Raw genomic sequence first — 14,687 nt, 5'->3', positions numbered from 1 at the left:
CCCGCTAATCCTCAAATCGCCCCGTGCCGTCTCGATCGCGCTCGTAGTGTCGGGTGAGTGCAAACGCCGGCAACCAGGCCTCGCGCCGCACAGTCCAGCTCTCGTAGGTTGGCGTCAACTGGTCGGGGGCATCCAGAGATCCAAGGTTCACCTCGACTTCGTCTGCGCTGCGTGAGAACACCGACGAACCGCACTGCGGACAGAAGTGCCGCCCGGCGTAGTCACGCGTTTCGCCCTCGATTGTCACGGCATCCTGATGAAATATCGCGGACGCGTGGAACAGCGCCCCATGGTGCTTGCGGCAGTCGAGACAGTGACAAACACCAACCCGGAACGGGCGCCCCGACGCTACAAGACGCACTTTGCCGCACAAACAACCGCCGGTGAATCGGTCCATGCGGTGCCTCCTTCAGGCCGTCCGAAACGGCGTATCAGCGTGGAAACAGGAACGTCACGGCGATGCCAAAACCGGCGTTGCAAAGGGTTAGCGTAGGCAACTGTGATCGATGTGCAATTTGTCCTGACCGAGTGTTTAACAGTTTTTGAGAGTTATTGATTCGGATTATCCCACCGCTACGGGCAGCATTCGGCCCGCATTGACCGGCGTGCAAGCACCTGCTTTGCGTAACCGACTGGCAAATACCAGTGCCTGAAAACAAGGCGCCCGGACCAATGCCCGGGGCCAGGTCGGAACCCGAATGACAACTTTCATCACTTGAGAACCAAACATATGGGCATGTCGAATAAATGGATTGCGGGTATTGCTTTGAGCTGTGTATTTCAGGTCGGCTGTGTCTCGCAAGTCGCGCAGCAAGAGCAATACTCGGGCTTCCTGGGCAATTACCAGGGCCTGGAGGAGCAAACTACGCCAAGTGAGCAGAAAGTATTGCGCTGGGTATCGCCAGGGTTCGATCCACGCGCGTATTCCACAGTGGTGTTCAGGCAGATGGAACTGTATCCATCGCCGCAGCCGACCGCGCGCGTCAGCCTGAAAACCCTGCAAGACCTGCAATTGATGGCCAGCAACAGCGTCAAGACCGCCTTTGCCCGCCGCTATGCGATCGTCCCTTATCCACAGTTGGCGCCGACCAATTCACGGTCGCTGATCCTGCAGGCGGCGATCACTCACGTCAGCGCCAACAACGAAGGTATGCACTGGTATGAAGTCGTACCAATCGGGGCCATTGTCGGGGCGACACAAGCAGCCACCGGGCACCGGGACCAGACCGCCGAGATGTACATCGAAGCCAACCTGATCGACGCCAAAACCGGTTTGCCGGTAGCGAAGATCGTGCGCAAGGTGTTCGGCGAGACCATCAAGAATGCCAAGCAGCCGATTGTTGCCAATGACTTCAAGGTTGCACTCAAAGGCATGTCAGACGATATGCAGGCCCTGCTCCTCAAGCATTGACGTTCAAGCAAACCCCATCGCAAGCGTGAAAGTGCCTGCCGTCCACCGGCATTGGATGGCATTGCAAGCAAACCGGCATGGGGTTTCAACGTGGCGCCACGCCGCGTTTTCCCTCTGACAAACCGTTAGCCGTGCCGACGCCTGACGCGAGACTCGATGATGAAAATTCTGGCCCATACCCTGGCGATCCTGATGCTGTTGATGAGCACCAGCGCCCTGGCGGCAACCGTGATTCCCCTCAAAGGTCAGACCTCCCAGACCATCCAGCAGGACACCAGTGCCTGCCAATCCCAAGCCAACGCGCAGCATCCGGTACAAAGCACCGTGCCCTCCGGTGGTCGGGTCAAGGGCGCCGCAACCGCCGCGGTAGCCGGTGCGACGGCGGCGGAAGTTCGGGGCCGCCAACATGAAAACGTCTATGACCAGATCGACGACGATACCCGCCAAGACTATCGCCAGAACCACGCACGCAGTGCCGCGGCTGCCGGCGTCGTCGTGGGGGGCGCCAGGCAACGCCAGGCGCGCCGGGAGAATCTGAGTGAGAGCGAACAAAGCATCACCGCCAACAACTCCGTCTACAGCAGCTGCCTGCAACAACGTGGCTACGATGTTTTGCCTTGATCGATGACGACAACGGCGTGAAGAACCAAAAAAAAAGCCCCGGGCCCTTCATGAAAGGACTCGGGGCAAAGTCGTAGAACGAGAGGTGAGGATCGTTGACGCCGCGAGAAACAAACCGTGAACACGCAACGTTCCTCGAGATCCATTTAAATCGGTAACGTCCCTGGTTAAAAGCTAATAAGAATCAAAAATAATCTTTCACAAGCCAAGTGCACAAGAACACCATCATTGATTTGTTTCCTGATAGTTCAGGCTGATACAGAAACCTGGCGCAACAGCGAGGTTAGTTCATTGAGGTGTAGCCGCGCGTCCCCCCTCCTGCCCGAGCTTGCAGTTTTCGGATAGCGCAGTTAATCCATTCCAAGCATTATTCATGGTGTCCAAATCGAAAACCATGGGTCATCCAGCAATGCTTTTCCTTTGTATGATTGAACGGATACCTCTGACAGACAGGGCTGTTTGCCGAACTGCACGCCTCTGAAACGAGCCAATCCAGCATCGTAAATGCAACACACAGTGCACCTTCCGCTGGGCCCTCATCTTCGTTCACTTCCCAGACCAGAATGTACCGAGCCAAATCCGGCCCCTATACTCAGGCCAGCACCGCCTGAACGGAAGATTTCTATGAGTTACACCTTCAAGTTGAAAAATGGCGCCGTCGCGGTGTTCGACCCGGACAGCGCCATGCTTTCCATTACAACACCCCATGGAGATGTACAGAATTCCACGTTAGGTAGAGCTGAGTCGCGCCTGTTGGACCTGCTGCTCATGGAGCCAGGTGTCACTAAAAGCCGCGATGAAATCATCGACTACACCTGGAATGACCGCGTGGTTGCCTCCGGCAGTTTGAATCAAACGGTTTTCTCACTACGCAATATTCTCAATGACAGCCGGGATCACGAGATCTTGATGACTGTTCCTCGACGAGGATATTGCTTCAACCGGCAATGTGTCGTCGATGCACAAGCAGATGTACCGGCACCCCGGGAGGAAACAACGCAGCCCCCCGCCCCCATCGCTGAGCAACTACCGCCGGCTGGGAGTGATGGGCTGCTTGCACCCTCAGGTAAAACCAATGAATCCGCGCGCATTACAAAAGCCCAGCTGATCGCTTATATCGTTACGCTGGCAGTCGTTGCCTTTACTGTTTTTCAATTCGACTTCGACGCGCCAAAAATTGAAATTTCCAGTACCGACAAGAATGGGCTGGTCATACACGCCGTGGGCAGCGATCTTGCCGAGGCGCAAGCGCTGATGGAGTTGTCCGCCAAACAAACCGAACAGCTGCCACCAAACCTGAAGGGCCAGGTCTGGATCAACCTGTATAAAGCCAACTATTCCGTTTCGTGCATCCGCCAGGATCTAAGCACTGCAAATCTACAATTGAACAGCAGCGAAAGGGACCTCGCCTTGATGATTCGTCAATGTCTGGAAGTCACTTTATGAAATTTGAAATTTCGCAAGCGGTTCACTGGCCTCTTATAGGCTTGATCAATGCACTGTGCATTTTCTCTTTCGTTTACTCACCTTCGCACTACATGGAAAATATCAGTTACCAGACAAAATCCCGACAATGGCTGGAAGATCTCAACCAACTCAACACCGAAGAGTACCTCACTATCGGGCATGGCAGGCTCACGGGGACCACGCTGGAAAGCCTGAATGGGAAAATCCGCAACGCGACCATCTCAGCGAACATAATCGGAGAAAGCAATAAACACGTCGAGATCAAAGTCAGCAACATCAAGCTCAGCCAGGACAATGAACTTTTTGCCATTGAAAAGACCCCTGACCTGTTCTTTAGACGTCAATACGTCTTGCAAGAAGGCGCCATTCTGAACTACGAGTTGATCCCGACCCAGGATAAAAACGCGGTGTGTTTTTACATCCATGAACTTGGCCGTTTGCGCTGCATGAACCATTAATCGGCCTCCCGAACGGGCTCGACACCCGTCTGGCAAAGGTTCACATCAAAGAATTTTCAAACAAAAATAATACTTATTGATTTGAATCAAACGTCTCCCCCGCCAAAAATCCCTCCTCGATAATCCTTGGAATCGAGCCCGCTTGATTCTCGTCCGGGACAATGCCCTACAGAGGGAATCAAGTGAACGCCATGCATTTCCTGCGAGCCCATAAATCGACGACTTTCAGATTCCTGGGGGTCTTGTTTCTGTCTGCCATTCCACTTTATTCGTTGGCGCACGACGAGCACTCCGTCGAAAGCACGACCATTGAATATTATGAAGTTGAAACAAGCCCGGATGACAGCCAGAAACTATCGCATCTGAAGATTCACAGTGAGAATGAGTATCATACAGACGAGCAGAGCAGTGATTCTACTCTCCCCGCCCCACCACAAAGTGACACAGGCATGAGCTACGCCAGTTCGCTCATACTTCTATGAGGGGCGGGCAAACGCTGACTGACCTCTTCTGACGACCTGACAAATATGAGTTATTGACTTTGGCAGGCACCATCGAAGTGAGATTATTTGCAGCCCAAGTCGTGGCAGAGATGCAGCTGACATTCTGCGCTGCCTGAATAAACTGTTAATAAGGAATCGCCTCGATGCTACTGAAAAACATCGTCACCGTGTCGTTTGGTTTATTGCTTTCTCTCAAGGCCATGGCCGACGACAAGGGTGTCTACAGTGCCAAATTGACGAGTGTCGAAACCAACAAAAAGGCCCCAACTACTGTGAAAACTGGCTATCAGGTAAAAAACGGTTATCGTATTGACGACTTTTACGCCTTTACAGCAGCAGCCATTGACCCGATGAAACCCCAATCGCAGATCTTCAGTTCGAAAATCGATCCGCGCAACGTTCAACACATGGACGACTCACCGTTGGACAGCAAGTACGCATTTTCGGCGGAACTGGAACTGATCCGGGGACTCTGAAAACCCGTTCAAAGCCAATGACAATGGGGTCGATCTCACCGACAGCGAGAACGCCCAATCGCGCATCTTCTCCATGACTGCCCGTCAGGCTTGACCCTTATCATTTAACAGATGAGCCTTCAATTTCATGAGTATCGCACCGCCCGACGAGATCTTTCATTTGTCCTCTGCCTTGCCGAGCCAACTGAATAGAACAATAGGCAAATGGGAAATGAGCCTTATTCCGACCGAGCATGAAGCGCGCATTCGGCAACACAAACTCTTTCACAGTCCGCAACTGCAGTGCAGTCGCCTTGAGTTCGACTCATCCGTGACGCTGGTCAGTTCTGTCCCTGCCGGATTCGTGACATTCGCCATCTCCCAGGCACCGATTGGCCGACCCGTCGTAAACAATCAAAAACTACGGCCTGACGAAGTCATCGTACTGCACAGTGATGAATCGGTGCATTACACCTGCGAACCGAATGAAACACTTTTCACCATCACCACGACACTGGAAAACTATGAGCGGTGCCGCCAACATCACTCTGTCATAGATATCCTTGCAAACAGAACACAACACCGCTTCCAGGCTGAAAACTTTCAATTCATACAATCGGCCATTCAAGCCATCAGCGCGTGCTGTGTCGACATCAACGACGCTGCTTCAGCACAGCGCAGCGAAACAGAAGGTTCGACGATTGAAAGTGCGGTACTCGCTTCTCTGTTGCAATCGTTGACGCCCGCTGGCCGCTTCATCCGCAAAGTCCCGACAAGAAGAAAGGTGGCGATACAAGCCATACAGTACATTCATGAAAACACAAAAAAAACGCTCACTATAAAATCGCTGGTAAGGCAACTGGAAACCACCACACGCACTTTGCATTTTGGCTTTATTGAAACGTTCGGGATATCGCCAATCGCTTATATCAGAAACTTGAGACTCGCAAGCGCCCGTCGCGACCTGATCAATAAAACGTGGCCTACCGTCACAGAAACCGCGATGTTTTGGAATTTTCACCATCTGGGCCGGTTTTCCAAGGCCTATCAACTGGCTTACGGAGAGACGCCGTCGGAAACGGCCAAGCGCAACTCGGCCAGGCCAAGGAACACGACCTCATCTGTTTACAACCAGGTCGTCGGGGAGAGAAATTTTCGTTAACAGGCGTTTATCAAAGCCCCGAAAATGATGATTAATGATTTTCCTTGATTAACCACAAGTTTCCACAATTGCTTATTTGCCTACTCAAGGAGATAAGCATGCAACATCGAATAAACACACTGCCACTCAAGCAGAAAATCGCACTGTGTATTACCGTCTATGCCAGCGGCATCTTGTTGGCTTGGGTAATTGACTGGTACTGAAGTCGCTTAATCCGTGACGACAGAAAGCACAGCGAATTAATGATACCTCGGAGTTTTTCGATGGTTGCCGCATATAAAGCGTTACTTGGAAGGCACGCAGTCACTGTATGTCTGATTGCTGCAACAGGTTGGGCCGCATGGTTCTGTGCTGGAGGGCTGGCGGATCAATTCGTTGCACGGAAGTTGAATAACGTTTATGCCGATCTGCGTGCTGCTCAAGTGGAGCCCAATGCACAGATCGACAAAGTACTGGAAACCCTCGGCGATCTCGATCGCTCGGGTCAGGAATGCTCCATAGAGCAATATTCACAACTGGCTGACCTGGTCAAGAACCTGCGATTTGTTGATCAAGCGGCAATCCAGTTGCCCAATGGCAAGATCTGTTCCTCCTACGGACAAGCACCTCCCTCGATACTGGCCGATAGCGACAAGCGCAAGTTTTCCGTTGGAAAGCGAACCTACTGGGTGGATGCTGGCCACACGGTTTCTGCGGACACCGATTTTATCATTGTGTCGGAACAGTCAACCTACGTCTGGGCAAACAAAAAGCTCCTGCTCGACAACTTGAAGTTTCCCAAGGACCTGCAACTGGACCTCATCGGCCCCGGCGGCGCAGTGCCCATTGCCTCTACGGGCCACAAACCGCTGGCGATGCAGAAACCGTTCCACCTGGAAGAACTGGTTACCTCGGCAGACAAGGTCCTCATCGCCTTTGCGGGCAACCGAAATGAACTGATCTCGGTCATTTCTCTTCCGTTGAGCTACCTGACGAGTCTCAAATTCAAATTATTCATTGGCCTTGTGTGCGTGTTCGCAGCGCTGTTTTTGCTCGCATGGTGTGTCAAACGGCATTACACCTCTACCGCCGTACGGCTTCGCAATGCCCTGAAAGCCAACAGGCTGGATGTTCACTACCAGCCTATCGTCAACCTGACGACGGGCTATCTGGTGGGCGCTGAATCACTTTCTCGCTGGAACGACAACGGCACCCAAGTGCCTGCGGATGTTTTCATTGCGGTAGCGGAAAAATCCGACTTGATCCGCGTACTAACACGTTCGGTAATTCGACAGGTGGCGGAGGATTACAGCACCTACCTTTGGGCGTGCAAGGACTTCTACATTACGGTCAATCTTTGCGCCCAGGATATTCAGGACCCAAGTTTTCCAGACTATGTGGCCAGCGTGCTGGCAACCTACAACATGCCAGTGTCCGCCATGGCTTTTGAAATCACCGAAAGGACCCTGATCGATCAGAAGCCTGCCGCCCTGCAATTGCGACGGCTTCGTGCGTGCGGACATCGCATTGCCGTGGACGACTTCGGTATCGGCTATTCCAACCTCTCGCTCCTCGATTCAGTGCCTTTCGACATTCTGAAATTAGATCGCTCATTCATCGCCGACGACAAGATCGCGGCCAAGGATGCCTTGTGGCGCCATATTGCCCAGTTGGCCAGGTCGCTGAGACTCAAGGTCGTGGCCGAAGGTGTCGAGACTCAGGAGCAACTGCCGCATCTGGTCTCGGAGGGGGTTCTATTGGCGCAAGGCTGGTTGTTCTCCAAAGCGCTGCCAATTCAAGCATTGGCAAGACGCTACTTTCAATGTCCGGAAAACATCCCGCCTTACGACTCAAAAATATCAATCAATGATTTTTATTAACCCTTCATGGCCCCTCAAATGCTCGCCGAACCCTAACACCAGACAAACCTGAACAAGGACTCCACCACCCATGCTACTTCGAAACCTTGGCTTCGCTTCACTGCTATCGCTGCTGTCTTTTCAGGCGCTCGCTGATGACAAAGGTTTATATCTTGGAGCTGGCGTAAGCAGCATACAGACCGACGAATCCAGATTGGACGACGACGACACCAGCTACAAGGTTTATGCCGGGTATCGCGTCAATAGCTACCTGGCCTTCGAGGGGGCCTACGTCGACCTGGGTCAATTCAAGGACAAGAATGTCGATTTCGATGGTAAATCGGCTCAGGCTGCCGCCCATGTCGGCTTTCCGCTGGGCGATCGGTTGCGGGTATTCGGCAGTGTCGGTGCTCACGCCTGGGACGCCGACGGCAATGCCACCGACGACGATACCGGGGTTGACCTGACCTACGGCGTCGGCGTCGAGTTCGATGTCTTTCGCAACATCGGCGTGCGCGCTGAATACGAAGTTCTGGAGGTCGGAGAGATCGACCTGAATCAGACGACTGCATCCGCCTATATGCTTTTCTGACACCGCTACAACTGAGCGGCCTCCCCCGGGTCGCTCATCGCACTCTGCACAATGCTCGTCCTCGCTCTACCTATCCCACCCTGCCATTACTTCAACGTTTCCTTCGACTCCTGCGCAGGCGCCATGTACCACTTGTCCCTGGGCACCCATTTCTCTTGTTGCGGATCGCCCAGATAGTGCGGCGACATGATCTGCACACCGTACTCGTTGAACACGTCCTGGATGTTGGCGTGCAGCATGCTTAACAGCACGGCGCGCGGTCGAGGCTGGCTGGGTATGGCCTGGGCCACCAGCCGGTATTCCGGGTAGAAGTCCGACAATGCCGTCTGGAACACCTGCGGCGGTGGGGTTTCGAGGACGCCGGGCGTGCGTCTGGCGGCTTCCAGCAACATCCCTTCGACCTGCCGCCAGGGGGTGTCATAGCCAATGGTGACTACGGTGTCGACCACATAACCGGGGCCTTGTACGACCCGTGAGTAGTTCTTGGTGACCGTGCCGGTGATCATCGAGTTGGGCAGGGTCAGCACTTCGCCCAGGCCGGTACGAATGCTCGTGGTGAACATGCCCAGTTCAGTGACCGTCCCTTCGTGCTCGCCAATGCGCACGAACTCACCGGGACGCAGGGTTCGGGTGTACGTCAGGATCAATCCGGCCGCCGCCTGCCCGACGACGCTGGAAGCACCCAGGGAGATCATCAGGCCGACCAGCACCGACAAGCCTTTGAACGCATCGGTACCCGCACCCGGCAAGTAGGGATAAGCCATGGCCAGGGCAAACAACCAGATCGCCAGCGAAGTCAGGCGCTGAGTCGGTTTCAGGGTTTCGTGGTTCAGCCAGTTGAAGGTGCCGGGCGTGGCCATGCGCCGCAGTATCCGGCGAGAGAACGCTGTCGCGCCACGCGCAATGAAAAAGATCGCCAGCGCCACGCCGAGCCCGGGGATGGCCCCTAGAATCCCTTGCAGCAAATAGTCGGCGACTTCCAGCAGATAGTTGTTAAGGCTTTCACCCCAAGGCCGGGTATAGGGAAACCGCGACAGGACAAACCCCAACCACTCGTAAGAGAGCAGCAGCACGATGACCCAGCGCAGCAACTCCAGCACGCGGCTGACCAATGGATAAAGGAAGTTGGCGTCGATCAGCGGAACCTTTCCGACTTTCAGCGCCTGGGTGTGCCGATGCATCAGTTCAGGCAGTTTCTGCAGCACTCTGCGCCGCAGGTACGACATGCCGAACAGCAGCGCGATGTAAATGCCGGTGGCCAGCAACGCAGCGACGACGGAACGCAGGATCAACTGCAGGCTACGGGCTTCCCGGGTTTCGGCCACGACCTGGCGCAGCCTGTCGGCCGCGGCTTCGGCGGCCAGTTGCACCGAGTCGAATTCGGTCTCGTCGAAATCCTTGGGCGAAACGATAAAAGCACGGCGAGACCCCAGCAGCACCATGTAGCTTTTCATGATCGGGTCGAGGGTGACATTGAGGTCGTCGGCGTCATCCAGCGCCTCACCGATCACCGCTTTCGCCCGTTTGACCCGCGAGGCCGGGGCTTCACCGAGGATGGTCGCGCGAAACACCATGATGCTGCGGTTGGCCACTTTCAATTCAACGGGAGCATCGACCACTTTCGGGGCGTCTTCGGCCCACAATTGCACCGACCAAATCATCCCGAAAACAGTAAACATTACAGCGAGCAGCCTGCTCCGCATGTGTCAGATCCTTACGTCACGAAATTCAAATCCAGAGTATGTATCGCAGCGTAGTTCACCGATGAACGGTTGTCAGATTGGAGCTACAGGCCGTTTCCTTATCCGTCTGTTTTCTTGAAACAGCGAGCTCAAGCCCCGGAAATTGTGCTCTTGACCGAATTCTCGAAACATTGAAGATCCCTGTGGGAGCGAGCCTGCTCGCGATAGCGGTGGGTCAGACACCGGGATGTCGAATGTGCCGCCGCCATCGCGAGCAAGCTCGCTCCCACAGTGTGTTCCATACCTGATTCAAGGATTGACCTGATAACCCTTTCCCTGCAAACAGCTGGTGTAGGCCGTCGTGGTGTTCGCCTGGGTGGTTTTCGATTGCTCCCGGCGTTCCTGGCGCTGACGTGAAGCACCGACCACGGCGCCGGCCGCCGCCGTCTCCTTGGCGCGGTTCTGGCGATAGTCCTGTTTCCTGTCATCGTCGACACGATCATAAGCTTCGTCATGCTGATTGCCGCGCACCTGGGCCCCGACCGCGCCGGCGGCGGCCCCGGCAGCAGCACCCTTGATCCTCCCGCCGGAAGGCGTGGAAGCCGTCGAGGCGCTCTGGCTAGCGGCGATGCTGTTGCATTCGTTGATGTCGGCCTGGGTTTGTTGCGAACTTTGCCCTTTCATCGGCACCACCGATTGCGCCCAACCCGGGGCACTCAAAATCGACAATGCGATACACAGGCTGACCGGTGAAAATCGTTTCATGATGACCTCCGACAGGCTTGCCACAACGGGCAAGCCTTTGGGTCGACTGGCGGGCGGCAAGCGGCGCCATGCGTCGCCTGCCGATCGGGTGGAGTAACTGAAAAGTGTAGTTCAACGGCCCCGCACAGAAGGACTTCCGAACAAACGGTGGACGTTGTGTAGGAGCGAGCCTGCTCGCGATGGCGGTGTATCAGGCACATAAATGTCGAATGTACGGCCGATATCGCGAGCAGGCTCGCTCCTACAGGTCTATTGGTGATCTGCGGATGTGCGGTTACTCAGCCGGATCGAGCCGATCCAGCGCCCGATTCACTGCCAATACCAAACGAGGGGTGGTGGCCATACGCAGGTTGGTAGACCGGTCCAGGAACCCGGCGCATCCGAAGACGCCCTACGCAGGCTGCAGAATACCTGGCACACACCAAAAACCTGTGGGAGCGAGCTTGCTCGCGATGGCGGTGGCTCAGTCAACATAGATGTTGAAGCTGATGTCCTCATCGCGAGCAAGCTCGCTCCCACAGGGTTTAGGGTGTTAATCAGGCATTGGTTGTCAGCGGATAGAGCTTGTCATCAAACTCCGCCAACTTCGGAAACACCAGCGGCTGATCATCGCTCAGATGCTGCAGTCGCTGCCCGTAATCCACCAGAAACTGCTGGCGCGCCTCGTCACTGATGTACGGCACATGCCAGGCCACGAACGGCTCCAGCACATCAAAACCAACATAAGCCAGGGTGCCACGCAGGATCGGCCGCAGCATGTCCTCCAGCGGGCCGTGAATCGCGCCTTCGCCAAACATGTGCTCACGCCCGCCCAGGGTCACGGTCACCAGCGCTTTCTTGCCGGCCAGACCGCCCTGATCGTAGAAACGCTTGCCGCCATAGCAGATGCCCGACACCAGCACCCGGTCGATCCAGCCCTTGAGCATGGCCGGGGTGGAGAACCAGAAGATCGGGAAGTTGAGGATCAGCAGGTCGGCCCACAGCAGTTTGTCCAGCTCAGCCTGGATATCCGCCGCCAGCGACTGGCTCTTCACGCCCAGGCGTTGTTCCAGGGCATAGACCAGGTATTCGGGGTTTTCCCGATTCGAGAAGTCCGCGTCGCTGGCCACCGGGTTCCAGTTCATTTTGTACAGGTCGCTGACCTGCACTTCGTGGCCCTGGGCTTCAAGCGTGGCGACAGCCTGGTCCCGCAGGGCGGCGGTGAAGGATTGCGGCTCCGGGTGAGCATGGACGATCAGTACTTTCATGGTGGTTCCTTAGACTTGTTCCAGCGTATCGGTTGAAGGTGTGGAAGCGCGCGTGGCCAGCAACCGGTCGAGCCAGTCGGGGTCCATTTGCGGTTCGGAAGAAAACAGCAGCCCGGTGTAGTCCTGATGCGGCGGGGTGAAGATCTGGCTGCGCGAGCCGTGGTCCACCACCCTGCCCCGTTGCATCACCAATACCTCATCGGCGATCGCCCGCACAGTAGCAACATCATGGGTGATGAACAGATAGCCGACACCCAGTTGCTGCTGGATGCGGTTGAGCAATTTCAGTACGCCTTCAGCCACCAGTTGGTCGAGGGCCGAGGTCACTTCATCGCAGATGATCAGTTGCGGCTCGGCCGCCAGGGCCCTGGCGATGCAGATGCGTTGCTTCTGCCCGCCGGACAGCTCCCGGGGCTGACGATCCATGAAGGTCGCGGGGTCGAGTTCGATCATCTCCAGCAGTTCGGCAACCCGGGCGCGCATGGCTTTACCCTTGAGACCCAGATAAAACGTCAGCGGCCGGCCGATAATGTCGACGATGCGCTGGCGCGGATTCAGCGCGGTGTCGGGGATCTGGTAGATCATCTGGATGCGCCGCAGTTGCTCCTTGCTGCGCTGGCGAAAGTCCGCCGGCAAGGGTTCGCCGTCGTACAGCACCTGGCCGTAGGTCGGTGGCAGCAAACCGGTGATCAACCGCGCGGTGGAGCTTTTGCCACTGCCAGACTCGCCGATCACCGCCAGGGTCTGACCACGGTAGAGTTTGAGGGAAACGTCGTGCAGCACCGGTTGCTGGCCATAACTGGCGCAACTGTTGCGCAGTTCCAACAGCGGTTGTTCCTGCTGCGGACAGGCCTTGGGTTCGGTGCGGAAACTGCGCACCGCCCACAACGACTTGGTGTAATCCTCCTGCGGGTCACCGAGCATCTGCCGGGTTTCGGCCTCTTCCACCAGCTTGCCGTGACGCAGCACCATGATGCGGTCGGCCATCTGCGCCACCACCGCCAGGTCGTGGCTGATGTAGATCGCCGCGCTGCCATAGGTCGCGACTGCGTCACGAATGGCTGCCAGCACCTCGATCTGGGTGGTGACGTCCAGCGCGGTGGTCGGTTCGTCGAAGATGATCAGGTCCGGATGGCAGGCCATCGCCATGGCGGTCATGACCCGCTGCAACTGGCCGCCGGAGACCTGATGCGGATAGCGCTGGCCGATGGTTTCGGGATTGGGCAAGCGCAGTACCCGGTACAACTCCACCGCCTCGCGCATGGCCTGCTCACGGCTCATGCCGCCGTTTTTCACAGCGGTTTCGACGTGCTGGTCGATCAGGCGATGGGCCGGGTTGAACGAGGCTGCCGCGCTCTGTGCCACATAGGCAATACGCAGCCCCCGCAGTTTACGCAGGGCCTCAGGCTTGGCGTTGAGCAAGTCGATGCCGTCGAAGTGCACCGAGCCGCCGGTGATCCGGCAGCCGTCGCGGGTGTAGCCCATGGCCGACAGGCCGAGGGTCGACTTGCCCGCGCCGGACTCGCCGATCAGCCCCAGCACCTCGCCCCGTTGCAGGGTCAGGTCGATGCCCTTGATCAGCGGATGCCAGGCATCTTCGTAATGGCCTTCGATGTGCAGGTTGCGGATTTCCAGCAAAGGTTTTGAGGTCGTCATGTTCAGCATTCCTTGAGGCCGCTGGATTTGTGCAGCATCCAGTCGACGACGAAATTGACGCTGACTGTGATCAAGGCCACGGCCAGGGCGGGCAGCAACGGGCTGATGTCGCCAAAGGTGATCAGCACCGCGTTGTCGCGCACCATGCTGCCCCAGTCGGCGGTGGGCGGCTGGATGCCCAGGCCGAGGAACGACAGCGCACTGATGAACAGGAACACGAAGCAGAAACGCAGGCCGAACTCGGCAATCAGCGGTGCCGCCGCATTCGGCAACACCTCGCGGGTCACCAGCCACCACAGGCCTTCACCGCGCAGGCGTGCGGCTTCGACGAAATCCTGCACCACCACGTTCATCGCCACAGCACGAGACAGCCGAAACACCCGGGTCGCATCCAGCAGCGCAATCACCAGCACCAGCGACGTCGCCGTGGTGCCGACCACGCTGAGAATCAGCAAGGCAAAGATCAGTTGCGGAATGGCCATCAGGATGTCCACCACCCGGGACAATCCCTGATCGACCCAACCGCCCTTGATCGCTGCGATCAGGCCGCTCAAGCCACCGAGCAGAAACGCCAGGACGGTGGTGAGGAAGGCAATGCCCAGAGTGTTGCGCGCGCCATAGACCAGGCGGCTGAACATGTCGCGCCCGAGGTTATCGGTGCCCAACAGGAACTGCCCGCCCCAGGGGGCGAAGCCCTCGCCCACCACCTGGGTTTCGCCGAACGGTGCCAATACCGGCGCGAACACCGCCACCAGCACGTACAGCAGGATCATCAACAAACCGAACTTGGCGCTCAGGGGCGCCTGCCACACTTGTTTTAACAGGCTCAT

Annotated in this window: 14 protein-coding genes; 8 read left to right on the top strand and 6 right to left on the bottom strand. The window is 56.5% G+C overall.

All coding sequences use genetic code 11. The features are described from left to right. Window positions 1-4: 4 nt before the first annotated feature. Window positions 5-397 carry a GFA family protein gene (locus AC1RDQ_RS09185; RefSeq protein WP_057714901.1) on the bottom strand — a complete coding sequence of 131 codons (393 nt, stop codon included), beginning with the start codon at window positions 395-397 and terminating at the stop codon, window positions 5-7. 333 nt (window positions 398-730) lie between these two features. On the opposite strand from AC1RDQ_RS09185, the gene AC1RDQ_RS09180 reads away from it, so the two are divergent. The 8 genes from AC1RDQ_RS09180 to AC1RDQ_RS09145 all read left to right on the top strand — a co-directional run bounded on the left by AC1RDQ_RS09180 (window position 731) and on the right by AC1RDQ_RS09145 (window position 8,507). Further along, on the top strand, window positions 731-1,411 hold the full coding sequence (locus AC1RDQ_RS09180; RefSeq protein WP_057714902.1) for a DUF3313 domain-containing protein: 681 nt from the start codon (window positions 731-733) through the stop codon (window positions 1,409-1,411). Between the two features lie 159 nt (window positions 1,412-1,570). After that, window positions 1,571-2,032: a hypothetical protein gene (locus AC1RDQ_RS09175; protein WP_150813256.1), complete on the top strand. Its 462-nt coding sequence runs from the start codon at window positions 1,571-1,573 to the stop codon at window positions 2,030-2,032. A 624-nt stretch (window positions 2,033-2,656) separates the two neighbouring features. Continuing rightward, entirely contained in the window at window positions 2,657-3,478 is an 822-nt protein-coding gene (locus AC1RDQ_RS09170) for a winged helix-turn-helix domain-containing protein (protein ID WP_492587011.1), read from the top strand. Next, window positions 3,475-3,957 carry a hypothetical protein gene (locus AC1RDQ_RS09165; protein ID WP_090455109.1) on the top strand — a complete coding sequence of 161 codons (483 nt, stop codon included), beginning with the start codon at window positions 3,475-3,477 and terminating at the stop codon, window positions 3,955-3,957. The genes AC1RDQ_RS09170 and AC1RDQ_RS09165 overlap by 4 nt, the downstream gene beginning before the upstream one ends. A 646-nt stretch (window positions 3,958-4,603) precedes the next feature. After that, on the top strand, window positions 4,604-4,936 hold the full coding sequence (locus AC1RDQ_RS09160) for a hypothetical protein (RefSeq protein WP_492587009.1): 333 nt from the start codon (window positions 4,604-4,606) through the stop codon (window positions 4,934-4,936). A 127-nt stretch (window positions 4,937-5,063) separates the two neighbouring features. Then, a complete protein-coding gene (locus AC1RDQ_RS09155) occupies window positions 5,064-6,077 on the top strand; it encodes a helix-turn-helix domain-containing protein (protein WP_492587007.1) in 1,014 nt (337 codons plus the stop codon). Window positions 6,078-6,340: 263 nt separating this feature from the next. Continuing rightward, the gene (locus AC1RDQ_RS09150; protein WP_492587006.1) at window positions 6,341-7,936 is read left to right on the top strand and encodes an EAL domain-containing protein; all 1,596 of its coding nucleotides are present in this window, start codon (window positions 6,341-6,343) and stop codon (window positions 7,934-7,936) included. Between the two features lie 70 nt (window positions 7,937-8,006). Continuing rightward, the gene (locus tag AC1RDQ_RS09145) at window positions 8,007-8,507 is read left to right on the top strand and encodes an outer membrane beta-barrel protein (RefSeq protein ID WP_154909005.1); all 501 of its coding nucleotides are present in this window, start codon (window positions 8,007-8,009) and stop codon (window positions 8,505-8,507) included. An 86-nt stretch (window positions 8,508-8,593) separates the two neighbouring features. On the opposite strand, the gene AC1RDQ_RS09140 is transcribed toward AC1RDQ_RS09145, so the two are convergent. The 5 genes from AC1RDQ_RS09140 to AC1RDQ_RS09120 form a co-directional block, all read right to left on the bottom strand. After that, window positions 8,594-10,210 (bottom strand): mechanosensitive ion channel family protein, encoded by a 1,617-nt coding sequence (locus AC1RDQ_RS09140; protein WP_492587005.1) that lies wholly within the window; start codon window positions 10,208-10,210, stop codon window positions 8,594-8,596. Between the two features lie 288 nt (window positions 10,211-10,498). Continuing rightward, the gene (locus tag AC1RDQ_RS09135) at window positions 10,499-10,954 is read right to left on the bottom strand and encodes a YMGG-like glycine zipper-containing protein (RefSeq protein ID WP_057714911.1); all 456 of its coding nucleotides are present in this window, start codon (window positions 10,952-10,954) and stop codon (window positions 10,499-10,501) included. Between the two features lie 536 nt (window positions 10,955-11,490). Further along, complete coding sequence (locus tag AC1RDQ_RS09130; RefSeq protein ID WP_057714912.1) at window positions 11,491-12,201, bottom strand: NAD(P)H-dependent oxidoreductase; 711 nt, start codon at window positions 12,199-12,201, stop codon at window positions 11,491-11,493. A gap of 9 nt (window positions 12,202-12,210) precedes the next feature. Beyond that, window positions 12,211-13,857 (bottom strand): ABC transporter ATP-binding protein, encoded by a 1,647-nt coding sequence (locus AC1RDQ_RS09125; protein WP_102669585.1) that lies wholly within the window; start codon window positions 13,855-13,857, stop codon window positions 12,211-12,213. 2 nt (window positions 13,858-13,859) lie between these two features. Further along, entirely contained in the window at window positions 13,860-14,687 is an 828-nt protein-coding gene (locus AC1RDQ_RS09120) for an ABC transporter permease (protein WP_057714914.1), read from the bottom strand.

It is taken from the genome of Pseudomonas sp. GW823-FHT02E01 (assembly GCF_058797535.1).
This window is presented reverse-complemented; position numbering and strand designations above follow the sequence as displayed.